Origin of the sequence: Serratia sp. AXJ-M, from assembly GCF_046531865.1 — a bacterium.
Lineage (GTDB): Bacteria > Pseudomonadota > Gammaproteobacteria > Enterobacterales > Enterobacteriaceae > Serratia > Serratia liquefaciens.
In genome coordinates, this window is record NZ_CP059394.1 from 1,434,028 (window position 1) to 1,455,048 (window position 21,021).

The following is a 21,021-nucleotide window of genomic DNA, read 5'->3' on the forward strand; positions in this document are numbered from 1 at the left end:
CACATGGCCGCAACGGCGCACCCGCTACAGGGTTTCCGCCAACACCCAAACGCTTACGCTGCCGCCGTTAACCGGGAAAGTTGCCTGCCCCAGTTCGTCGGTGATGACCTCATCCTGACGGTTGCCGAGCAGATCACGCCAGCTTTTATGTGCCAGAGCATCGCCCAGCGAAACCGCTTTGCCGCTTTCAGCTCCGTTGGTGAGCACCACCACGCAGCCAGGGGCATCGGCGGTGCCGCTGCGGGTGAAAGCGACGCAGTTTTTATCATCAAAATAATCGGTTTGCACGCCGTTGGCAAAGCGTTGACGCGCCTGGATCAACTTTTCCAATTCCGGGATCACCGGCATATCAATTTGGTATTCCTGGCCGTCACTGCCTTTATCCTTATAGCTGGCACCGTACAGATCGGGATAGAACACGCAGGGTACGCCTTGTTCGCGCAGCAGGATCAGAGCATAGGCCAGCGGTTTGAACCAGGGTTCGACCGGAGCTTCCAGCGATTGCAGCGGCTGGGTGTCGTGGTTAGCGACCAGCGTGACCGAATGGGCCGGATCGGCGGCGGTCAGGGTGTCGGTGAAAATCTGCGCCATATCGAACCCGTCCCCCTGCTTGGATGCCTGATGAAACTTCAGGTGCAAGGCTACGTCGAACAGCATCACTTTGCCCTCGACCAGGTCAATATACTGTTGTAACGCTGCCAGATCGTGCGACCAATATTCGGCGACGATAAACAGATCGCGCTGCGCGCTGTCACGCACATGATCAGCCCACTCTTTAAAGAACCAGGCCGGGATGTGTTTGGCGGCGTCCAGCCGGAAACCGTCGCAGGGCAGAGTCTCCATCAGCCAGCGAGCCCAGTATTTCAGCTCCTCCGTCACGGCGGGGTTGCGAAACTCAACGTCGGCGCCCATCAGGTAATCGTAGTTGCCTTTCTCGTCGCCGACCTGATCGTTCCAGCCGTCGTCGCCGTAATCATTGGCGATTTTGAAAACGCCTTTTTCATCGGGCTGTTCTACGTAATCCACTCCGCCGAAGCATTTGTAGTCCCAAATGAATTTGGAATAGGTACCTTGCCGCCCTGGAAAGGTGAAGCGGGTGTAGGCCAGGGCGTCAAAACCCTGATCGTTGATGTCATTGCGATTGTTGGCATCCGCTTTGTATACGTGCACCTGCTCTTTTTCGTCGGCGCCGAGCTTATGGTTAAACACCACGTCGTAAATGACCCTTACGCCGTTGTCGCGTAGCCGGTTGGCGGCAAGGGCCAACGCCTCTTTATCACCATATTTGGTGGCGCGACTGCCTTTTTGATCGAACTCCCCGAGATCGAACAGATCATAGCTGTCGTAACCTACCGAATAGCCGCCGGAAGCGCCTTTATAGGCAGGGGGAAGCCACAGGTCGGTGATGCCGATTCCGGCAATTTGCTCGGCGCGTTCGGCGGCTTCCTGCCATAACTTACCGCCATCGGGGTAATACCAATGGAAAAACTGCAGCAACGTGGTTTTTTTCGTCATGAGCAAGCCGTCCTGTTTGCCAAAAGGAGGTGCAAGATGAGCGGTAGCTCACCCCATCACTGTTACAGCATGGGCTACTTTTGGCAAAAGGGAAACCAGGTTTGGGCGGCCGGATCTGCCGCCCTTGGAGGTTAGCGTTGGCTGGCGTAATGCGGTGAGCGCGGGCCATACAAAATGGCGCCGTTCTGGCCGTTTGCTGACAACAAGCGGGTATTGGCGATGGCACCAACATCGAACCCCTTGTCACTGATGGTATCGGCAATTTGCGCGATGGCGGCGCTGATTACCATACCCAGCAGACCGCCGCTGGAGTTGTTGTTATTTTCGTTGCTGGAGGCGGTAGCACTGCCGGCCCAAAGTTGCTTGCCGTTGCGCAAATCGACCAACCTGGCTTTCACGGTAACGCGCGTTTCGCTGTTAATAACGATATAGCTGGTGCCGTATTGTGTGACATCCAGGTACAACACAGCGTCGGCACCGAAGATCTTATGCAGCTTTTGGATACTGACCGCACGGATATCGTTGGCGTTGGTCAGGCCGTTTTGCTGAAAAGTCTCTTCGACCACGGCGACCGGCAGCACATAGTAACCGGCTTCCGCCAACGGCAGCGTGGTGCTGGCAAGGACGCTATGGCTGGCTTTGACATCCGGCGACTGATTGACAGGGGGGAGCACCAGGATGGATTTCGGCTTGCTCTCGTGGAAGGCTGCATAATCGTAAGGTGCTTGTTTGGCGCAGCCGCTCAACAGCAGGGTAACGGCGACGCTGAAGAAACCTAATGCACGTTTCATTTAAAGCTCCCCTTATCCTTAGCCATCAGGAAATTCATAAACGGCGCTGATTCCGGGAACAGCGTTTTCTCTGTATTGAACTCGGTCATGGCCTGGCCGGTATTGCCGGTTTTGCTGTACAGCAACCCCAGTTGTGCATGCAGGCCCGGCGGCACGGCTTTATTCTTGGCGCGAGATTTTTCGGCAATTTCTTTTAGCGTCAAAATCTGTTGTTCAGGGCTTTGGCCATCCTGTTGGTAATATTGGTAAATCGAAGTTTGATAGCCATCCCAGTTGTAGAGCGTTTTTGGCGCGGCGCAGCCGGCCAGCAGGGTCGCTGCGAACAGCGCCCCACCCATTTTTTTAGTTATCATATTGCTGCTTCTATTCCGTTAGTTAGCAGGGCGCCATGCGCCACTTTCGATACCGGCAACCAGGTTATTGACCGCTTCGCGTACGGCCAGATCCAACACTTTGCCGTTGAGGGTGGAATCGTAGCTGGCGGTGCCGCCGAAGCCGATGATTTCACGGTTGGATAGTTGGTACTCGCCGGCACCCTGGGTGGAGTAAACCACTTCTGAGGTCTGTACGTTGACCACATTCAAATTGACCTTGGCATAGGCCACCTGCGTTTTACCGCGTCCCAGAATGCCCCACAGCTGGTGATCGCCCACTTCTTTACGGCCGAATTCGGTCACGTCACCGGTGATCACGTAGTTGGCGCCTTTCAGCGTCTGGGTTTGGCCTTTAATGCCGGCTTCAGTTTTCAACTCATCCATATTGGCGCGATCAAGCACGTTGAAGCGGCCGGTTTGCTGCAGATGGGTGATCAGGATGGTTTTTGACTGGTTGCCCAGACGATCGACGCCATCGGAGAAGATGCCGTTCATATAGCTGGAGCGGTTATCGAACTTGCCGACGGAGATAGGGCTGCGCTGCCCCTGGTAGCTGGTGTTGTAGGACGCCACTTTAGGCACTTCCAGAGAGCGCGAGGATTCAGTAGCACAGCCTGCCAGCAGGCTGACGGAAAGGGCGACTGAGCAGACAACGAGTGATTTTTTCATCGGAATACAATCTCTCCATGATTATAAAAGCGCGCAAGACAGACCGTTTTGCGCCAGGAATTTAAACGGCAGGGGAAATAACAGGTGCTATTTAAACGGGGCAATCCTGCCATGGATATGTAACAAAATACAACTGAATATCGACATAATTGGCGCTATTGGGGATTAAATAACTCATTCAAATACAATGGATTGTGTAAGGATATCATTCGTATTTTATCTGGTTTGCTGAATTATCCGGTTTTTGATGGGTTTATTATTTGTAAAATATATATTTTGTGGCTTTTTATTTTGTAAATTTAATTCAGTAAAGAATGTAATTCTGTGTGAGGCGACAGATTGCTGCAGGTGTCTCGTCAGGTTGAGATTTCACGCCGTTTAAAAATCCGTTATGGTAATGAATATTAGGTAACACTATCAACTAAGTGAAGTGTTTTAGCGCTGGTACCAACGGGGACATTGATTGTGAACATCAGAGATTTCAGGGCATTGTCGCGCAACCTGGTCAGAGAACTGGGCATGCTGAATAAACAGAGTAACGGCAGCCGTTTTTCACCATTACAGATCCATATTCTGATTGAGATCAGCACGCTACCCCTGGGCGTGACCGAACTGGCCACCCGGTTGTGTATCGATAAGGCCAGTGCCAGCCGGGCGGTGCGTAGCCTGGTTGCCGCAGGCATGATTGAAGCGGTGGATTATCCGCACGATAAACGCCACAACCTGAATCAACTGACCCGTTTGGGCCGTAAAACGCTGGCGGCGATAGACACCAATGCCGATGGTTTTATGCAGGATGCATTGGCGCAGTTGGACGATGATGAGTTGGCTGCCACTACGGCCGCGATGAAAAAGATGACCTCGGCATTACGTAACGCACGTAAGCAGCGTGACGCCGCTTTGCGGGTTCGTCCGATAACCCAGGATGATGATGCCGCGATGGCGGGGATTATTTGCAACGTATTCCGCGAGTACGGCATGGATAAAATGGAAGGCGTTAGTCTGCACGATCCCGATTTGGATCGCCTGACCGGCGTTTACCAGGATAACGGCGGAAAATATTGGGTGCTGGAACAGGAAGGCCAGGTAGTGGGGGGCGTCGGCATTGCCCCTTTGGCGGGCGGTGACGTCGGTTACTGCGAGCTGCAAAAACTGTTTTTCAAACCCAGCGTGCGCGGGTTAGGCATGGCGCGTTACATGGTGGTGCAGGCGCTGAAAGCGGCGCGGGCAGCGGGGTACCGCTACTGTTATCTGGAAACCACCGAGCAGTTGAAAGAGGCGCTGGGATTGTATTATGCGCTGGGTTTTACGCTGCTGACGGAAAGACGCGGCAATACCGGCCACCACGGCTGCAATATCTACCTGCTCAAGAATCTGCAAAGCGACTGAGCACCATCCATAAAACAAAAGGCGGCCCAAGGCCGCCTCTTTGCGCAATAGCTGATTCAGCCATTAATTGTAGATGATCGCAGTACCGTGCAGCTTGTTGTCGCCGGTAGTTGAGATAATCTGGAATGATTTAGCGCCTGCTTCATCCGCTTTGGCCGCCAGTTTGTTTTCCAGGCTGGTCAGGTCGGATGCACCGCTGACGGTGACTACGCCAGCTTTTTGCAGATCTGCCGGTTGAGCGTTAACCAAATCGGCGGCAAAGCTGCCGAATGAAGCGGTGGCCAGTGCGATGGCTGCGATGGTGATTTTCAGGTTTTTCATAGTCTTATTCCTATCTTTATATTCTGTATACGGTTTTGTCTGTTGGGTTGTTAAATTAATTAACGATCGATAATTTAATGTTAGACGCCTGTTCGACGCTTTGCAACTATTTTTTTAGTGTTCGTTAATTAATTTTTTCTGACAGCTTTTTGCTGGAAGGCCAAAAGCCGTAGCCACTCCAGCATTATTTAATCAACTTATTGTTATTTATAAATTAATGCGGTGCCGTGCAGTTGGTTGTTGCCGCCTGCGCCAACGATCTGGAACGATTTTGCCCCGGCTGCGTCAGCCTTGGCCGCCAAACCGGCTTCCAGAGCGGTGAGGTCTGAAGCTCCGCTGACGGTGATCACCCCAGCTTTCTGCTGATCTGCTGGTTGGCTGTTAACCAGATCGGCGGCGAAGCTGCCGAATGAAACAGAGGCCAGCGCAAGGGCTGCAAGCGTCATTTTTAAGTTTTTCATGATGTTAATTCCTGTTTTATCAACGTAAATGGGCGTATTTGAATTGGTTGTCGCTAATTACTTAACGATCGATAACTAAATGGTAATCTCTTCTCGACGAGAGCGCAATATTTTTTTATAATGACCGTTAATTTAATTGGCAAGCCCTGCTGCAGAGCGGGATAAGAGAGGGTCTATGAGCATCAATGAAGAAGTCTGCGCCAAAAAAACGCGTGGCAGACCGAAGCAGTTTGATCGCGACCGTGCGCTGGAAAGCGCACTCGATCTGTTCTGGCTGCATGGTTATGAATCCACCTCGATGGCCGATCTGGTCGAGGTGACCGGTGCCAAAGCGCCCACGCTGTATGCGGAGTTTGGCAATAAAGAAGGGTTGTTCCGCGCAGCAGTAGAGCGCTACCTGGAAAAATACACCACGTGCATCAACCAACGGCTGGAGCAGGATTTGCCGGTGGCGGAGATCGTCGAGGATTATGTGCGTTCTCTGGCGCAGCTGTTCACCGATCCGGAAAAACCGTCCGGCTGCCTGATGGTTTGTGCGTCCGCGGCGTTATCGTCCTCTTCCGGTGATGTGGCCGAGATGCTGCGCAAAAAGCATCATATGCAGGAGGCCAGCCTGAAGGCTTGCTTCGACCGCAAGGTAGAACAGGGCGAACTGTTGGTGAAAACCGATACCGCGCTGCTGGCCAAATTTATCATTTGTACCATTGAGGGCATGTCGACTCAGGCACGCGAAGGCGCCAGCCGTGAAGATTTGTTGCGTTTGGTTGATGCGTTGATGCTGGTCTGGCCGCGCCTGAGTCAGGTGGGCAATAAGGTCTAAGCAGGGCACACGACAGGAATAAAGGCCGCATCGCTGCGGCCTTGGTCGGTATTATTGGTTAACCGGGATCACCGCACCCTGGTATTTTTCGCGGATGAAATCCTGAATCGCCTTGGAGTGCAGCACCTTCACCAGCGCAACAATTTCCGGCTTGTTCACGTCGGCCTTGTGCACGGTGATGATGTTGGCATAAGGGTTGTTTTCGCCGCTTTCCACCGCAATCGGGTCTTTGGTCGGGTTCAACCCGGCGTCGATGGCGTAGTTGGCGTTAATCACCACCGCATCGCCCTCGTCGTTGTTGTACATCTGCGGCAGCAGTGCACCTTCCACATTGGCCTGGAACTTCAGGTGTTTCGGGTTTTCCACCACGTCAGAAATGCGCGCATCCACCTTGCTCACGCCCGGCTTCAGTTTAATCACGCCCTCTTTTTCAAAGATCGACAAAATACGACCTTCTTCCGCCACCGCGTCACGCATGATGATTTTGCCGTTGTCCGGTAAATCCTTCAGGCTTTTGTACTTCTTGGAGTAAATACCGATAGGTTCGATATGGATAGCGCCGGCGCTGACAAAGTCGTAGCTCTTGTCGTCGGCATGATCCTTAAGCACCGAATTCAGGTAAGGCACGTGTTGGAAATAGTTGGCGTCAATATCGTGGCTGGCCAGCGCGGTGTTCGGCAGGATGTAGTCCTGGAAAGGTTTGATCACCAAATCTATGCCTTCCTTCGCCAGAATCGGTTTGGCCTGCTCGAGGATTTCCGCGTGCGGCACGTTAGATGCGCCGACCACCAGTTTGGTTTCCGCCGAGGCACCCAAAGAGGCCAACGCGGTCAGTGAGGCGAAAGCCAGCATCATAATTTGTTTTTTCATCATCATTATTCCCTGGTTATTTATCGTTTATCGAGCGTGGTTGTAAGGGTGTCGCCAATGAACTGGATAACGAAAACGATCAATAAAATCGTTAGCGTTGCGGCCAGCGTCACGTCACCGTGGTTGCGTTGAAAACCTTCCAGATAGGCCAGATTGCCCAGCCCGCCTGCGCCAATTACCCCGGCCATCGCGGTGTAGCTCACCAGCGCGATCAGGGTAACGGTAATGCCTGAAACCAGTGCCGGTGAAGATTCCGGCAGCAGCACGCGGAAGATAATGGTGCTGGTTTTGGCGCCCATCGATCGCGCCGCCTCAATCACTCCCTTGTCGACTTCGCGCAGGCCAATCTCGACCAATCGGGCGTAGAACGGTGCCGCGCCGACGATTAGCGCCGGCAATGCCGCATCGGCGCCCAGAATGGTGCCGATCAACGTCTTGGTGAACGGGATCAACAACACGATCAGAATGATGAAAGGAATGGAGCGGAACACGTTGACCAGCACTGAAATCAGCGAATAGACGGCCCGGTTTTGCAGCAGCTGACCGCGGGAGGTCAGGAACAGCAACACCCCGAGGACGATGCCGAGTACCAGCGTCGCCAAACCGGCGATCCCGGTCATATACAGGGTTTCCCAGGTGGCGTTCAACAACGAATCAAGACGCAGGTGAGGGAACAGTGACTCAAGCATGTTTAATGACCTCAACGGCGATCTGTTGCTCTTTCAACAGCTTCAGCATGCTGTCGATTTGCAGGTCGTTGCCTTCGACGTGAATGTAAAGTTCGCCAAAGGAACCATTCAGGGTTTGACTGATTTTGCCGTGCAGAATGTTGATACTTACCTTGTAACGCAGGATAACGTCAGAAATCACCGCCTGATGGGTCTGCACGCCGACAAACGTCAGCTTGAAAATCGCGCCCGACAGATGTTGGCTCAACAGCGGATTGAAGCTTTCCTCGGTTTCCTGATATTGCGAAACCTGTTTGACGAACTGTTGGGTGATCGGCTGTTGCGGCCGGGTGAACACGTCAATCACCGGGCCTTCCTCAACGATGCGACCGTTTTCCATCACTGCCACTCGGTGGCAAATTTTGCGCACGACGTGCATTTCATGGGTGATCAGCACAATGGTCAGGTTCAGCTTGCGATTGATGCCCAGCAGCAAATCGAGAATCGAGTCTGTGGTTTGAGGGTCGAGCGCCGAAGTGGCTTCATCGCACAGTAAAACCCCCGGATTATTGGCCAGCGCGCGGGCGATGCCGACGCGCTGTTTTTGTCCGCCGCTCAACTGCGACGGATAAGCATCTTCGCGGCCCTGCAGCCCAACCAGTGCGACCAGCTCCGCCACTCGCGGTTTAATCTGTGCTTTGGGCACGCCGGCGATTTGCATGGAAAAAGCAATGTTCTGACTGACGGTGCGTGACCACAGCAGGTTGAAGTGTTGGAACACCATGCTGATTTTCAACCGCGCCTGGCGCAAGGCGTTGCCTTCGGCTCCGGCGATATCGAAACCTTCAACCTGAATGCTGCCGCTGCTGGGCGTTTCCAGCCCGTTCAGCAAGCGGATCAGCGTGCTTTTACCGGCGCCGCTGTAGCCGATGATGCCGTAGATTTGCCCGGCCTCGACCGTCAGGTTGACGTCATCCACTGCGACAACGCGGCCCTGTGCGCTGTCAAAAGTTTTGCAAACGTTCGAAAGAACGATCATAGAGAAGCGAATCCTTATTTAATACATCACAGAATTCCGTCCGGAGCGCGTCACGCCGGAAAGGGATCGGCTTCTTGGGATAAGGGCAGACGGAACCTCTGTTGCTGGTGAATACGGGCCAATCCTACCGGGGGTTTATAGTGACAGGAAGAATGTAAATTCTATTAGTTATTCTGATTTGGTATATCAAGTGATGAGCGGAAGTGATGGTAAAACGACGGCCAGGGCAGACCATGGCCGAGGGGTTGGCGTTAGCGTTTGGCGAGCTTCATGTGCAGCAGCGGGAAAGGGTTGCCCTGGCCGTCGAGCGCGGAACGCCCGGTGATTTCAAACCCGTAGTGGCGGTAAAAACCGCTGGCCTGCGGGTTCTGTTCATTGACGTCCAGCTGTAACTCGTTATGCAAGGTTTCCGCATGCTCCAGCAGTGCCTTGCCGACACCTTTGCCACGCTGATCCTGATCGATAAACAGCATTTCCACTTTGTTGCCGCTCAGTCCGATAAAACCGCAGGGCTGGCCGGTGCCGTCCACGGCAACCCAAACGTTGACCGCAGGCAGGTAATCGTTCAGCACCAACGGATAGAGTTTGGCGATGTCTTCTTCGGTAAGAAAATGGTGGGTAGCGCGTACCGAACGCTGCCAAATCTCCACCAGTTGCGCATTGTCTTCTGCCGCGCGAGCTCGGATAGTGAACATGGTAACTCCCGTATTTGGACTCATTTATTTTAAACCCGGCCCCACAGTCTGGCTACGGTCAGGGCGATAAAGGTTTCCAGCTTGGCGGATTGCCGCCTTTCGGGCAGATAGACCAGGTGCATCGGGCGCGGCAGTGGTGAATACTCCGGCAGTACCCGGACCAATCTGCCGGCGGCGATATCTTCATCCAGCAGCAGAGTGGCATGCAGCGCGATGCCAAAATCCGCCAATGCCGCCCGGCGTACCCCTTCACCGGAGTCCATTCTCAATCGAGGCCTGACCGGTACGCTGATCTCTCCCGGCGGCCCCAACAGCCGCCAAAAGTGGTTGCCATCCCACTGGCTGAAACCAAAGCAGCAGTGTGCGCTGAGCTGCTCCGGCCTTGTGGGTTCACCGTGCTGTGCCAGATAATCCGGCGAGGCAGCCAGCGTCATGCGGTAATCGGGCAGGGCGCGCGCCACCAGGCCGTCGTCCGCCACCGGCCCGATGCGAAACGCGGCCTCGTAGCCTTCTTCGATCAAATCCACCTTGCGATCCGACAGCACCACTTCCGCTTCCACCTCCGGGTGCCGTTGCAGGAACTCGGTCAGTATCGGTGTCAGAACGCGGTTGCCGAAGGTGACCGGCGCGCTGATGCGCAACAGCCCGCTGGGGGAGCTTAACAGCGCCCGCGCACTGGCTTCGGCCGCGTCGGCATCGGCCAACAGTCGGCGGCAGCGTTCGTAAAACACCCGACCGGCCTCGGTCAGCCCCTGGCGGCGGGTAGTACGATTAAGCAGCGGCGCATTCAACCGTTGTTCCAGAGCGCGAATGTGTTTGCCAACCATGGTCGGTGAAATAGCCATCTCTTCGGCGGCGGCGACGAAGCTGCCTTTTTCCACCACCCGTACAAACACCGCCATGCTGGTTAATCGATCCATTATAAACCCCTGGTGTTTTCTGAATGCTTTTTAGGCCACTGTTGCCGAGTATAGCGCTTTGCGATAATCAATCTATCGACCGTCAGTGTGTTATTGGCGGAAATTTTCCGGAGTGGCGATATGCAGGCATTAGCGTTTGAACAATTTGGCGGGCCGGACGTGCTCGAATACCTTGAGCTGCCGACACCGGCGGTACCTGCGGGTGCGGTACAGGTACGCATGGGGGCCGCCGGGCTGAATTTTGCCGATATCTATCGCCGTAAGGGCAATTACGTGCTGCACGGCAATCCCTCTCATATTGGCGGTTACGAAGGGGTTGGGACCATCATTGCCTTGGGTGAGGGCGTTCAGGGGTGGCAACTCGGAGAGCGGATTGGTTTCGCTGACGTACCTTTTTGTCATGCCACTCGCATCAATGTGCCGGTGGAGCACGCGCTGCGTCTGCCGCAGGCATTGAGCGACGTTGAAGCCGCCTCTATTTTGCTGCAGGGGCTGACGGCGCAGTACCTGATCAATGACAGCGTTCAGGTCAAGGCGGGCGATCGCGCCCTGGTGCATGCCGCCGCCGGCGGTGTCGGACAGATCCTTACCCGGATGCTGGTGGCGCGTGGCGCGCAGGTTTACGCCGTTGTCTCTTCGGCGCATAAACAGCAGATTGCGTTAAACAACGGCGCGGTGGCGGCCTTCACTTATCAGCAGGATTGGGTCACGCAGATTGCCGCTCTGACCGACGGCGGCGTTGAGTACGGTTTTGACTCCGTGGGCATCACCCTGCAACAAAGCATCGACGCGCTGCGCCCCGGCGGTCGGGTGGTCACCTTCGGCATAGCCGGGGGTGAGGCACCGGCGATCTCTGCCTATCAGCTGATGATGGATTCCAAAGGCGTAGTGGGGGGCGATCTCTGGACTTACCTCAATAACGCAGAGGCGCGACGTACGCGGGCCGAGCGTCTGTTCAGCAGTTGGCAGAATGGCGAGTTTGCTATCCCGCACATCGAAACCTTCCCGCTCAAAGAGGGGGCGGCGGCGCACCGTCGCCTGGAAGATCGCAGCTTTGCCGGCAAAATTGTGCTGCTCAACGATAGCGACCCGCGGAGTTAAAAGCCGTATTTCGCTTCATGTTACACTGGCCGCCAGAAGCTAAACGGGGCCAGTCAGGATGGAAGTGATACGCGCAGCGATAGAAAAACAGGTCATCAGCCTGACCGGGCTGGCGCTCGGCGGCATTGATTTTGAAAATCCGCCGGGGGATCCGGGCCTGTTCGGCCCGCAGTCGGTTATCTGGCAGGTGCACAACGATTTTACCTCGATGCTGTGCGGGGGCGTCAGCGCCTTGCTGATGCAAATGCTGCACCCGCTGGCGTTGGCGGGAGTGTGGGATCATTCCAACTTTCGTGAAGATATGCTCGGCCGCCTGCGCCGTACCAGCCAGTTTGTCTCCGTCACCACTTTTGGCCCCAGCGCCGAAGCCGAACGCCTGATTGCCAAAGTCAAAGCTATTCACCTGCGGGTCAACGGCGTCAGCAGCGACGGCAGGCCTTACGCCGCCAGCGATCCTGAGTTGCTTACCTGGGTGCACGTGGTGGAAAGCAGCCGTTTTTTGGCCAGCCATTTACGCTACCGCAACCCGTCTCTTCCCCGTGAAAAGCAGGACCAATATTACCGTGAGGCTGCACGCGTAGCCGCAGCCTTGGGGGCGGAAGAAATCCCAACCTCCTGCACGGCGGTAGAGGAGTATCTGCAACGGATGCGTCCGCAATTGGTGTGCGATGAGCGCACGCGGGAAGTCGCGCGTATTCTGCTGGCCGCGCCGGCTCCCAGCGCATTGGCCCGGCCTTTTGGCGCTTTAGTGATGCACGCGGGTATCGACCTGCTGCCTGACTGGGCGCAACAACAGTTTGATTTTCATCCCGGAAACTTACGCCGCCGCCTGGTGCGCACCGGTGCAGGGGGCGTCGGTAAAGTGCTGCGCGCCTCAATGCGTAATGGTTCATATCAGCGTGCGCAGCGCCGAATTAACCGACAGGCCTGAATCGGCGCAGACTATAATTCTTACCAATAACCCGATGTTTCGGGGCACTTTTGAGACTTTTACGGGTGATCCGAGCGGTAATGCGCTTTACACTGGATAAAAGCCAATTTCCATTTTATTTAGCGTGCAGCATTATTCTGCGCCTTGAGCCTATTTGAGGTTATATGAACGAGTCACACGTACTTGCTGAAGTCAGTAATGAGAACCAGACGCTGGTCGCGGTGGTTCAGCAAGATCACCGGGCTGCTTATTTTTATATTTACCCTACAGAAGAAAATAGCGAGCGTTTTCAGGTGCGCGCTTGCTGGCTGCGTAACCTGGCCGCTGCGCCGCAGCAGGAAGACAGCGCGGCACTGGCGCTGGGGCAGCCACCGATGCTGGCGGCCGAGTTTTGCCGCAATCTGGAAGGGGAAGCGCCGCTGAACCCGGAAGGGCTGACGGTGGTTTGGACCGAGAGCGACGACGGCGCGGCACTGTGGTATTACGGTCAATTGCTGGCGGTGATCCCCGGCTGGAGCCTGTATATCGACCATTCGGTATGTTATTCCGCCAGCTGCATTAAAGAGAGCCCGCTGGCTTATCCGCTCGGTTCCGCTTCCACCAATACCCAGTATGCACTGGCGGAAAGTACCCGTCAGTTCTGGCGCAGTTGGCAGCGGGAGGAAGGGAATCCCTGGCCCAAGATGCAGAGCGATTATCAGGCGCATTACGAGCAGCATTTTGGCCCCTCGGTGAAATACTACGCCATCGATCAGGGCAAGTGGCCGCCGATGGCGATCACTCAGCATGAACGCGACGGCATCTACTATTTCCTTACCCTGGGCGTCAGCATCCGGCCGATGCCGTGGGTAGAGATCCTGTTTAACGACGACGCCTCCCGCTATCGCCGTATGGAAATGGGTATCGCCATCGACGGTCAATACATGACCGAGGAAAATGCGATACAGATGGCCAGCGCGTTGGCTGGTTTCGCCCACGTGCCTTGGTCAAAAATCACCTGGTTTGGCGAAGGGCATACCCTGGAGTCCGAAGTGGCGCCTCAGGGCTATGAGGGCTACGTGCTGTCTTCCTCCTTTTATCCGTATCACGAGCATCTGAGCTTGCCGAAACAGTATGGCGATCCGGTCAATATTTTCTGGGCCAGCCCGGTATTTGAAGCCGAGCGTCTGCTGGCGCATGCGACGCCGAATGGGGGTCATGAGTTGGTTAACAAACTGCGTGAGCAGGGCGTTGACCATATCTTCCGCCCGCGTCAGCCGGTATGCTGAGACGGAATTTATTCTCTGGAGCCAATCATGAAGTCAGCGCTGTTGGTTATTGATGTGCAGAAAGGGTTGTTTACACCGCCGCCGGCGGATGCCGAAGCGACGATCGATCGCATTAACACTCTGAGCGCCGCTGCCCGTCAGGCCGGCGTGCCGGTGATTTTCATTCAGCATCAAACGCAGCATGATGAGTTGGCGCACGGCAGTGACGCCTGGCAACTTGATCCCGGTTTGCAGGTAAAGGCCGGCGATCATCGGGTAGAGAAAACCACGCCGGACTCATTCCTGCGTACCGGATTGGGGCCGCTGTTGATTGCGAACGGTATCTCGCATCTGGTGGTTTGCGGCTATTCCACCGAATTTTGCGTGGATACCACCACCCGCCGCGCCGCCGCTCTGGGTTACCCGGTGACGCTGGCGGCCGATGCGCATACCAGCCACGACAAAGCGCATGCCTCCGGCCTGCAGATCCGCGCCCATCACAACGCCACACTGTCGAATATCGAAAGCTTTGGTGTCCTGATCGACGCACTGCCAACGGCAGAAATTCGTTTCTGACGGCCAGATAAAAAGCCCGGAGCGATCCGGGCCTATCAGGATTACTTCAATCCGGCTCTGCGTGCCGCCACTTTGGCCAACGCCGACCAATCCAAATCTGCGTCGCCTTGCGCCACCGCGTCGAGGAAGTTGTCCTTCAGCACGCTGGCGAACGGCATTGGCGTGTGGCTGTTGGCGCCGGCCTCCAGCGCCAGGCCGACGTCTTTCATCCCCAGGCTTAATTTAAAACCCGCAGGTTCAAACTTTTCTTCGGCGATCAACCCTCCATAACCCTTGTAAGCCGGAGAGGCAAACAGGGTACTGGTGAGCATGTGCAGATAATCCGCGCCGGAAACGCCGTAGTTGCGCACCAGAGCACTGCCTTCCGCCATCGCCTCAATGGCGCTGGCCAACGTGAAATTGGCGGCGATTTTAACGATGTTGGCCTGTTCGGGCTGGTCGCCAAAATGCCAGGTCTGCTGGCCGAGCACCTCAAACAGCGGCTGCACCTTGGCGAGCAACAGCGGATCGCCCGCCGCCAGAATATTCAGCTTGCCGGCTGCGGCTACGTCCACCCGCCCCAACACCGGTGCGGCGATATAACCGACGTTGCGCTCCGCGTGCAGCAACGCCAGCCGTTTGGCCAACGCCACTGAGACCGTCGCCATATTGATGTGAATCGCTCCCGCCCGCAGCTGTTGCAGCAGCCCGCTTTCCACCACTACCTGCTCGGTGGCGGCATCGTTGGCCAGCATGGTGATCAGTACGTCCACCTCCGCCAGTTCTTCCGGCTGCCGAGCCTGCACGGCCCCGGCGCTCACCAAAGGCTGTGCTGCCTGGGGCGAACGGTTCCATACCTTTACCCCATAGCCAGCCTGCAACAGGTTGGCGGCCATCGCGCTGCCCATACCGCCCAGGCCGGCAAATCCGATCTTCATATCGCGTTCCTTTTCTCAGGTTATCTTCCTTCACCCTAACGCGACGCTCGGAGAACGCAAATGGCGGAATGTAACGCTTTCTTAACCGACCCGCGCCCCCCCGTTAATCGAGGTAACGGTTCCGGTGATGAAAGAGGCCTCTTTCGAAGCCAGCCACAGCGCGGCGCTGGCGATATCCTCTACCCGGCCGGTGCGCCCCATCGGTGTTTCGGCCGCGATGGCGTCAATGCGATCCTGCGGCAAACCGGTACCGAAAAAGCGAGTATCGGCGATAAAGCCCGGCGCAATGGCGTTAACCGTGATGCCTGCTTCGCCCAGTTCGCGTGCCAGGCTGAGGGTAAAACCTTGCACGCCGGCCTTGGCGGCGGAGTAGCCCAGGGCACCGGCGCTGCCGCTGCCGCATTGGGCGGCGATCGAACTCAGGTTGATGATGCGACCGCCCGGTTTACGCAGGTACGGCAACATCGCCAAGGTAAACAAAAAGGTACTTTTCAGGTTTCCGTCGATCACCGCGTCCCATTCTTGCTCGGCCTGCGCCAGGGGCGTATCGGCGGCAATCACCCGGGTAAAACCGGCGTTGTTGATCAGCACATCCAAAGTACCCAGATCGGCTGCCAACTGGGCGGCCACTTCTTCCACCGCGCCACGTTGGCTCAGGTCCGCCGCATAATGGCGGGTGCCGTGGCCAATTTGCTGCGCCGCCTGTTGCAGGCGTTGAGGGTTACGCGCCACGATGGCGATGCGGTAATCCTGTTGTGCCAGTTGCTGGGCGATGGCCAGTCCAATACCGCTGGATCCGCCGGTAATCACCGCTGTACGTTGCGTCATAGCTGATTCTCCTGTGCCCGTGGTCCACGCCGGAATGGCGCAGCACTTGAGGGTTCGGAAAGTATTGGCTTTCGCTATCGATACATCCAATACTCTATTTATGCTTCCAAAATACGAAAAAGGTATCACGTGATTGAGCTACGCCAACTGCGGCAATTTGTCGCCGTCGCCGAAGAGATGAGCTTTCACCGCGCCGCCGAGCGTTTGCACATGGCGCAGCCGCCGTTGACGGCCGCCATCAGAAAGATTGAGCAGGAGCTGGGTGTCCCCTTGCTGGAACGCGGCAACCGGATCACGCGCATCACCGAGGCTGGGCAGGTGTTTCTAATCGAGGCGCGGCGGACCCTGGCGCAGTTTGAGCGCACCCTTGGCAATACCCGACGTGCGGCGCGTGGCCTGACGGAATCGCTACGGTTGACCTTTGTCGATAGCACGGTCAATGCCCTGCTGCCGGGGATCCTGCGCCAGTTTCGTCAGGCGCACCCGCAGGCGGAGTTCCATTTGCAGGAGGCCACCACCGCCGAACAGCTGATCGCGCTGCGCGACGATCGCGCCGATATCGGCATGGTGGTCCTGCCGATAGCGCCACAGGATGAGCTGCAGATTCTGCCTTTTTTACAGGATCGCATGGTGCTGGCGCTGCCGGATCACCACCCTTTGGCGACGCAACGGCACGTGACGCTGAGCGATTTGGCCGATCAGCCCTGGGTGCTGTTTCCGGCACATTATGGGCCGGGGATGCACGCGGCGATTTTGCAGGCCTGTGCGGTGGCGGGGTTCAGCCCGCGTATCGTGCAGGAAGCTCGGCAGATGCAAACCATCGGCGGGCTGGTGGCCGGTGGGGTGGGGATTGCACTGATGCCGGCTCTGTTTGCGGTACTGAAATCACCCGGCGTGGTGTTCCGCGAACTGAGTGGCGCGGGTAGCCCGGTGCCCTATACGCTGGCGCTGGCGTTACGCACCCCTTCACCGCTGATCGAGGCATTTTGTCGTATCGCCGGCGAACAGGCGGCGGCCTGGCAGCGTGCGGTTATTGACAACCGGCGCAGTGGGGGGATACCTTAAAAGCATGAATATGCCGATGCACTCCACTCACAGCCAGTCTTGGTGGCGCCTCCTCTGAAGGCGGCACGGGTATTCACACCTCTTTTCAATGCCGCCGGTTCTGGCGGCATTTTTATTGCGTTGATCCGGTGGTGTATTTACTTTCAGGAGCAATGCAATGAGCTACACCATTTTGACCGGCGATCGCGCCACCGGATCCCTGCATTTAGGCCACTACGTCGGATCCTTGCGCCAGCGCGTTGAGCTGCAACAACAGCATCAGCAAACGGTGCTGGTCGCGGACCTGCAGGGGCTGACCGATAACGGCAACAATCCGCAAAAAATCAGCGCCAACGTGCTGAATCTGGTCGCCGACTACCTGGCGGTCGGCATCGATCCGCAGAAAACCACGATTTGCCTGCAATCCGCGCTGCCGGCGCTGGCTGAGCTGACCATGTATTATCTCAATCTGGTCAGCGTGGCACGGCTGGAGCGCAACCCCACAGTGAAAAGCGAAATTATCGAAAAAGACTTTTCCCGCAGCCTGCCGGCCGGTTTTCTGGTGTACCCGGTCAGCCAGGCGGCGGACATCACCGCATTTGGCGCGACCCACGTACCGGTTGGTGACGATCAGCTACCAATGCTGGAGCAGACCAACGAGATCGTGCGGCGCTTTAATCGCATCGTTGGCAGACCGGTACTGACGGAATGCCAGCCGTTGTTGAGCAACGTCGGCCGCCTGCCGGGGCTGGATGGGCAGGGCAAGATGTCGAAATCGCGCGGCAACACCATTACTCTGGGCGCCGATGCCGAGCAGGTGCACAAGGCGGTTATGAGCATGTTTACCGATCCTGGCCACCTGAACGTTAAGGATCCCGGCCGCGTGGAGGGCAATATGGTGTTCACCTATCTGGATGCTTTCTGTGAGGATGCCGATCTGGTTGCCGATCTGAAGGCGCATTATCGTCGTGGCGGGCTGGGGGACATGAAAATCAAACGCCTGTTGGAAGATTGCCTGCAAAGCCTGCTGGAGCCAATCCGTACCCGTCGGGCCGAGTATCTGGCCGACAAGGGCGAGCTGTTGCGTATTCTGCAGCAGGGCACCCAGCGTGCCGATAAGATCAGCAAGCAGACGCTGGCACAGGTGAAAGGCGCGTTGGGGCTGGATTTCTTTAGCCTGTGTTGAACGCACGCCCTCAATCGTGGGAGAGGGCGGCGGAGTGAAATCCTTAGGCGGCGCTGTCAACGATCGGGTGTTTAACCACGAAGATATACGACAGTGCACCTATCAGGGTGAAGCAGGAACAGAGGATGAGCGCCAGGTTGAAAGAGTGGGTGGTATCGAGGATCCAGCCGGTGACCACCGGCGCGAACGAAGCGAAGATAAAGCTGGCGAAGTTTTGAATGCTGCCGACGGAGGCCGTCATGCGCGAGGTTACCGCCACGTGGATCAGGCCCCAGCAGGAGGTGCCGGCAAAGTGGATACAAAACAGCGCCATGCCGATCAACAACACCGCGCTGTAGGTGGTGGTAGCCTGGGCAACCACGGCGGTAAAGGAAGCGGACAGCAGCATGCCGGCCACAATGCAAATTTTGCGGCTTTTCAGCGGTGCCATTCCGCGCCGAACTAAAAAGTCGGTGACGAAACCGTTCGACAACATACCGGCGGCGCCAAACAGGAAGGGGATGGCACTCATTAGCCCGGTGCTTTTCAGGTCCAGATGGTAAGTGGTTTGCAGGTAACCGGGCAGCCAGGCCAGATACAGCCAGGCGGTGTAGTTGATGCCGCTAAAGCCGATCATCATGCCCCACATGGTACGGTTCCTGAATAGCCCACGCCACTCGCGAAAGTTCATCGGTTCAGGCCGCGCGCTGACGCTACCGGCGTTCAGATAGGCCTGTTCCTGAGCACTCAGGCTGACGTCCTGCCGGTTGCGGTACAGCATGTACCAGCCGATCGACAGGGCGATCCCCAACACGCCGATGGTGATGAACATACCGCGCCAGCCGAAGGCCAGCATCATGGCCGTGAGGATTGGCGGGCTGATCGCCAGCCCGATGGTCGAAGCGGCATTGAAAATGCCCATGGGCATGCCACGATCTTTAATGTTGAACCAGTCATTGATCACCTTTACGCCGCACGGATTCATTGGCGCTTCGCCGATCCCCAGCCCGATACGTACCCAGATAAACTGGGTGAAGTTATGGATCATGCCGGACAGCGTTTGAAACAGCGACCAGACAAACATCCCGATCCCCAGCATCAGACGTGGGCCTTTTCGATCCAACAGCGGCCCGCAGGGCAGTTGGGCGATGCCGTAGGCCAATGAAAAAGCCGACAGCAGCAAGCCGATTTCGGTACCGCTCAGCCCCATTTCTTCCCGAATGGTGGAGTTCGCCACTGAGAGCGAGCTGCGATCGAGAAAATTGATTATTGCCGCCAGAAATAGCAACAACATGGCCGTAGTTTGGATTTTTTTAATTTTTGCCGAGCGGACTAACATGCCCTCCGGTGGCATAGGAATTATGTTATCGGAATAGGGATCCGTTTGTGGTTTTCCGCTATCGACGGTATGGGTTCTTTCCATCTTTCTTTGCCTCCAGAATTTCGCATTAATAATATTTATTATTCCGGGTATTCCCCTGGGAAGTGCATTAGCAGGTGGTCGGCAGTAAGCCTAGTGGGCGAAATGGGGTTGGCGGTGTGTTTTGTCGCGGTTCCGTGCAGCAGCCAATATTTTGCTGCTTTTTATCGGTTTTAAATGCTGTGGGGGTGTTTTTTATCAATAAAGAGCGCCACCCCGAATCAGGCGATGCTCTGATTGATCGAGCGGATCATGGACTGCTTGGCGGTGTCCAGATGGCGGTGCAGGCCGTTGATGGCTTCCTGATCGTTACGGCAGATCAACGCGCTGAGAATGGTCATGTGTTCTTCAATGGCGACGATATTGCGCTGTTTAAGATCGGTTTCATCCCACTGGTAGTGGAAATGAAAAATCACGGAAATGATCTCCAGCGACTGGTTGAAGAACGGGTTGTTGGCAGCGGAGAGGATCAGCCCGTGGAAATCGCGATCCAATTGGGAAAACAGGCGATAGTTGTCGCTGATGTTTTCCCGCAGTTGGCGGTGACGGCTCAGCAGCTCTTTGGCCTGCAGCCAGCGCTCGTCGTGCATCGGCAGATTGATAAAGTGGGAAAGGGCGTGCGTTTCCAGCATCTGGCGCAATTCAAACAGCTGTTCGGCGTAGCGTTGATCAAATTTCTTCATGCTCCACTGACCGCGCCGGACGCTGTCGATCAGGTTGTAACGGCTGAAGTGCAACAGAAACTCCCGCACCACCACCGGGCTCACGTTGACCGCACGCGACAGCTGCAGTTCGCTGAAGGTATCGCCGGCACGCAGCTGCTTTTGGTTGATCATTTGGTAGAACGCCTTTTCAAACTTTTTCCCCTGTTCATCAAGAGAAAGGCTCTGGCAGTCGAAGCCATCTTGCGGCAGTGCCCGGCGTAAAATAACGTAGTCATCGCCGACTTTTTCCAGCACGCCACACTGGGACAAGTGCGCCAGCGTATGGCGTACGGTGGTGCGGCTGATGTTGTACATTTCGGCCAGGGCGGCCTGAGACGGCAGCGGCGAGCGCAGGTGGCCGTTATTGATGCTGTCGATCATCTGGTTTACCACGTTTTGCCGCAGGTTTTGGGTTCTGCTCATGCTGTGCCTCAGGTGTTTTTTATGCATTTAAAACCAATTTAAATCGGTTTATTTAGCGATACCTCACAGATTTGTCTGAACATATCGGCGGCGCTCCGGTTTTTATTTAATAACCTCCTCATCATTAGTGGAG

Annotated in this window: 23 protein-coding genes; 8 read left to right on the plus strand and 15 right to left on the minus strand. The window is 56.1% G+C overall.

All coding sequences use genetic code 11. The features are described 5' to 3' along the window. Window positions 1-24: 24 nt before the first annotated feature. The 4 genes from amyA to H0S68_RS06765 all read right to left on the minus strand — a co-directional run bounded on the left by amyA (window position 25) and on the right by H0S68_RS06765 (window position 3,349). Entirely contained in the window at window positions 25-1,515 is a 1,491-nt protein-coding gene (gene amyA / locus H0S68_RS06750) for an alpha-amylase (RefSeq protein ID WP_046374194.1), read from the minus strand. A gap of 131 nt (window positions 1,516-1,646) precedes the next feature. Next, window positions 1,647-2,306 (minus strand): DUF799 domain-containing protein, encoded by a 660-nt coding sequence (locus H0S68_RS06755; protein WP_020825805.1) that lies wholly within the window; start codon window positions 2,304-2,306, stop codon window positions 1,647-1,649. After that, window positions 2,303-2,659: a DUF4810 domain-containing protein gene (locus H0S68_RS06760; protein ID WP_041414320.1), complete on the minus strand. Its 357-nt coding sequence runs from the start codon at window positions 2,657-2,659 to the stop codon at window positions 2,303-2,305. The genes H0S68_RS06755 and H0S68_RS06760 overlap by 4 nt, the downstream gene beginning before the upstream one ends. Window positions 2,660-2,677: 18 nt before the next feature. Then, window positions 2,678-3,349: a CsgG/HfaB family protein gene (locus H0S68_RS06765; protein WP_020825807.1), complete on the minus strand. Its 672-nt coding sequence runs from the start codon at window positions 3,347-3,349 to the stop codon at window positions 2,678-2,680. A 465-nt stretch (window positions 3,350-3,814) separates the two neighbouring features. On the opposite strand from H0S68_RS06765, the gene H0S68_RS06770 reads away from it, so the two are divergent. Further along, entirely contained in the window at window positions 3,815-4,738 is a 924-nt protein-coding gene (locus H0S68_RS06770) for a bifunctional helix-turn-helix transcriptional regulator/GNAT family N-acetyltransferase (protein WP_041414322.1), read from the plus strand. Window positions 4,739-4,801: 63 nt separating this feature from the next. Here H0S68_RS06770 and bhsA (H0S68_RS06775) read toward each other — a convergent pair whose 3' ends face one another. Next, window positions 4,802-5,059, minus strand: coding sequence for a multiple stress resistance protein BhsA (gene bhsA, locus H0S68_RS06775; protein ID WP_020825809.1), 258 nt, complete (start codon window positions 5,057-5,059; stop codon window positions 4,802-4,804). A gap of 203 nt (window positions 5,060-5,262) precedes the next feature. Beyond that, window positions 5,263-5,520 carry a multiple stress resistance protein BhsA gene (bhsA, locus tag H0S68_RS06780; protein WP_020825810.1) on the minus strand — a complete coding sequence of 86 codons (258 nt, stop codon included), beginning with the start codon at window positions 5,518-5,520 and terminating at the stop codon, window positions 5,263-5,265. Between the two features lie 175 nt (window positions 5,521-5,695). Here bhsA (H0S68_RS06780) and H0S68_RS06785 point away from each other — a divergent pair, with 175 nt between their 5' ends. Next, window positions 5,696-6,340, plus strand: coding sequence for a TetR/AcrR family transcriptional regulator (locus H0S68_RS06785; protein WP_020825811.1), 645 nt, complete (start codon window positions 5,696-5,698; stop codon window positions 6,338-6,340). Between the two features lie 51 nt (window positions 6,341-6,391). Here the strand turns inward: H0S68_RS06785 and H0S68_RS06790 are convergent, their stop codons facing one another. The 5 genes from H0S68_RS06790 to H0S68_RS06810 all read right to left on the minus strand — a co-directional run bounded on the left by H0S68_RS06790 (window position 6,392) and on the right by H0S68_RS06810 (window position 10,532). After that, on the minus strand, window positions 6,392-7,213 hold the full coding sequence (locus H0S68_RS06790) for a MetQ/NlpA family ABC transporter substrate-binding protein (protein ID WP_020825812.1): 822 nt from the start codon (window positions 7,211-7,213) through the stop codon (window positions 6,392-6,394). Between the two features lie 17 nt (window positions 7,214-7,230). After that, window positions 7,231-7,899, minus strand: a complete 669-nt coding sequence (locus H0S68_RS06795) for a methionine ABC transporter permease (RefSeq protein ID WP_020825813.1) — start codon at window positions 7,897-7,899, stop codon at window positions 7,231-7,233. Then, window positions 7,892-8,917, minus strand: a complete 1,026-nt coding sequence (locus tag H0S68_RS06800; protein WP_410529256.1) for a methionine ABC transporter ATP-binding protein — start codon at window positions 8,915-8,917, stop codon at window positions 7,892-7,894. Before H0S68_RS06800 ends, H0S68_RS06795 begins: the two co-directional genes overlap by 8 nt. 251 nt (window positions 8,918-9,168) lie before the next feature. Next, the gene (locus H0S68_RS06805) at window positions 9,169-9,612 is read right to left on the minus strand and encodes an acetyltransferase (protein WP_020825815.1); all 444 of its coding nucleotides are present in this window, start codon (window positions 9,610-9,612) and stop codon (window positions 9,169-9,171) included. A gap of 29 nt (window positions 9,613-9,641) precedes the next feature. Then, window positions 9,642-10,532 carry a LysR family transcriptional regulator gene (locus H0S68_RS06810; RefSeq protein WP_201895607.1) on the minus strand — a complete coding sequence of 297 codons (891 nt, stop codon included), beginning with the start codon at window positions 10,530-10,532 and terminating at the stop codon, window positions 9,642-9,644. A 120-nt stretch (window positions 10,533-10,652) separates the two neighbouring features. Between H0S68_RS06810 and H0S68_RS06815 the strand changes: the two genes are divergently transcribed. The 4 genes from H0S68_RS06815 to H0S68_RS06830 all read left to right on the plus strand — a co-directional run bounded on the left by H0S68_RS06815 (window position 10,653) and on the right by H0S68_RS06830 (window position 14,387). After that, window positions 10,653-11,633, plus strand: coding sequence for a quinone oxidoreductase family protein (locus H0S68_RS06815; RefSeq protein WP_410529257.1), 981 nt, complete (start codon window positions 10,653-10,655; stop codon window positions 11,631-11,633). A 58-nt stretch (window positions 11,634-11,691) separates the two neighbouring features. Then, window positions 11,692-12,564 carry an oxygenase MpaB family protein gene (locus H0S68_RS06820; protein ID WP_410529258.1) on the plus strand — a complete coding sequence of 291 codons (873 nt, stop codon included), beginning with the start codon at window positions 11,692-11,694 and terminating at the stop codon, window positions 12,562-12,564. A 164-nt stretch (window positions 12,565-12,728) separates the two neighbouring features. Further along, entirely contained in the window at window positions 12,729-13,832 is a 1,104-nt protein-coding gene (locus tag H0S68_RS06825; RefSeq protein ID WP_129940112.1) for a suppressor of fused domain protein, read from the plus strand. Window positions 13,833-13,859: 27 nt separating this feature from the next. After that, a complete protein-coding gene (locus tag H0S68_RS06830; RefSeq protein WP_020825820.1) occupies window positions 13,860-14,387 on the plus strand; it encodes a cysteine hydrolase family protein in 528 nt (175 codons plus the stop codon). Between the two features lie 41 nt (window positions 14,388-14,428). On the opposite strand, the gene H0S68_RS06835 is transcribed toward H0S68_RS06830, so the two are convergent. Together H0S68_RS06835 and H0S68_RS06840 are read right to left on the minus strand one after the other, a co-directional pair. Further along, a complete protein-coding gene (locus H0S68_RS06835; RefSeq protein WP_020825821.1) occupies window positions 14,429-15,304 on the minus strand; it encodes an NAD(P)-dependent oxidoreductase in 876 nt (291 codons plus the stop codon). A gap of 81 nt (window positions 15,305-15,385) precedes the next feature. Then, the gene (locus H0S68_RS06840; protein WP_261108312.1) at window positions 15,386-16,132 is read right to left on the minus strand and encodes an SDR family NAD(P)-dependent oxidoreductase; all 747 of its coding nucleotides are present in this window, start codon (window positions 16,130-16,132) and stop codon (window positions 15,386-15,388) included. 129 nt (window positions 16,133-16,261) lie between these two features. Between H0S68_RS06840 and H0S68_RS06845 the strand changes: the two genes are divergently transcribed. Together H0S68_RS06845 and trpS are read left to right on the plus strand one after the other, a co-directional pair. Beyond that, the gene (locus H0S68_RS06845) at window positions 16,262-17,197 is read left to right on the plus strand and encodes a LysR family transcriptional regulator (protein ID WP_020825823.1); all 936 of its coding nucleotides are present in this window, start codon (window positions 16,262-16,264) and stop codon (window positions 17,195-17,197) included. Window positions 17,198-17,354: 157 nt separating this feature from the next. Beyond that, entirely contained in the window at window positions 17,355-18,362 is a 1,008-nt protein-coding gene (trpS, locus tag H0S68_RS06850) for a tryptophan--tRNA ligase (protein WP_046374185.1), read from the plus strand. A gap of 43 nt (window positions 18,363-18,405) precedes the next feature. Here trpS and H0S68_RS06855 read toward each other — a convergent pair whose 3' ends face one another. After that, window positions 18,406-19,764, minus strand: a complete 1,359-nt coding sequence (locus H0S68_RS06855) for an MFS transporter (protein WP_041414323.1) — start codon at window positions 19,762-19,764, stop codon at window positions 18,406-18,408. Window positions 19,765-19,982: 218 nt separating this feature from the next. Next, complete coding sequence (locus H0S68_RS06860; RefSeq protein WP_046374183.1) at window positions 19,983-20,888, minus strand: GntR family transcriptional regulator; 906 nt, start codon at window positions 20,886-20,888, stop codon at window positions 19,983-19,985. Window positions 20,889-21,021: the final 133 nt, after the last annotated feature.

Coding starts and splice junctions, on each gene's coding strand:
- amyA (WP_046374194.1), bottom strand. CDS start 1,515: ATGACGAAAAAAACCACGTTGCTGCAGTTTTTCCATTGGTATTACCCC.
- H0S68_RS06755 (WP_020825805.1), bottom strand. CDS start 2,306: ATGAAACGTGCATTAGGTTTCTTCAGCGTCGCCGTTACCCTGCTGTTG.
- H0S68_RS06760 (WP_041414320.1), bottom strand. CDS start 2,659: ATGATAACTAAAAAAATGGGTGGGGCGCTGTTCGCAGCGACCCTGCTG.
- H0S68_RS06765 (WP_020825807.1), bottom strand. CDS start 3,349: ATGAAAAAATCACTCGTTGTCTGCTCAGTCGCCCTTTCCGTCAGCCTG.
- bhsA (WP_020825809.1), bottom strand. CDS start 5,059: ATGAAAAACCTGAAAATCACCATCGCAGCCATCGCACTGGCCACCGCT.
- bhsA (WP_020825810.1), bottom strand. CDS start 5,520: ATGAAAAACTTAAAAATGACGCTTGCAGCCCTTGCGCTGGCCTCTGTT.
- H0S68_RS06785 (WP_020825811.1), top strand. CDS start 5,696: ATGAGCATCAATGAAGAAGTCTGCGCCAAAAAAACGCGTGGCAGACCG.
- H0S68_RS06790 (WP_020825812.1), bottom strand. CDS start 7,213: ATGATGAAAAAACAAATTATGATGCTGGCTTTCGCCTCACTGACCGCG.
- H0S68_RS06795 (WP_020825813.1), bottom strand. CDS start 7,899: ATGCTTGAGTCACTGTTCCCTCACCTGCGTCTTGATTCGTTGTTGAAC.
- H0S68_RS06800 (WP_410529256.1), bottom strand. CDS start 8,917: ATGATCGTTCTTTCGAACGTTTGCAAAACTTTTGACAGCGCACAGGGC.
- H0S68_RS06805 (WP_020825815.1), bottom strand. CDS start 9,612: ATGTTCACTATCCGAGCTCGCGCGGCAGAAGACAATGCGCAACTGGTG.
- H0S68_RS06810 (WP_201895607.1), bottom strand. CDS start 10,532: ATGGATCGATTAACCAGCATGGCGGTGTTTGTACGGGTGGTGGAAAAA.
- H0S68_RS06815 (WP_410529257.1), top strand. CDS start 10,653: ATGCAGGCATTAGCGTTTGAACAATTTGGCGGGCCGGACGTGCTCGAA.
- H0S68_RS06820 (WP_410529258.1), top strand. CDS start 11,692: ATGGAAGTGATACGCGCAGCGATAGAAAAACAGGTCATCAGCCTGACC.
- H0S68_RS06825 (WP_129940112.1), top strand. CDS start 12,729: ATGAACGAGTCACACGTACTTGCTGAAGTCAGTAATGAGAACCAGACG.
- H0S68_RS06830 (WP_020825820.1), top strand. CDS start 13,860: ATGAAGTCAGCGCTGTTGGTTATTGATGTGCAGAAAGGGTTGTTTACA.
- H0S68_RS06835 (WP_020825821.1), bottom strand. CDS start 15,304: ATGAAGATCGGATTTGCCGGCCTGGGCGGTATGGGCAGCGCGATGGCC.
- H0S68_RS06840 (WP_261108312.1), bottom strand. CDS start 16,132: ATGACGCAACGTACAGCGGTGATTACCGGCGGATCCAGCGGTATTGGA.
- trpS (WP_046374185.1), top strand. CDS start 17,355: ATGAGCTACACCATTTTGACCGGCGATCGCGCCACCGGATCCCTGCAT.
- H0S68_RS06855 (WP_041414323.1), bottom strand. CDS start 19,764: ATGGAAAGAACCCATACCGTCGATAGCGGAAAACCACAAACGGATCCC.
- H0S68_RS06860 (WP_046374183.1), bottom strand. CDS start 20,888: ATGAGCAGAACCCAAAACCTGCGGCAAAACGTGGTAAACCAGATGATC.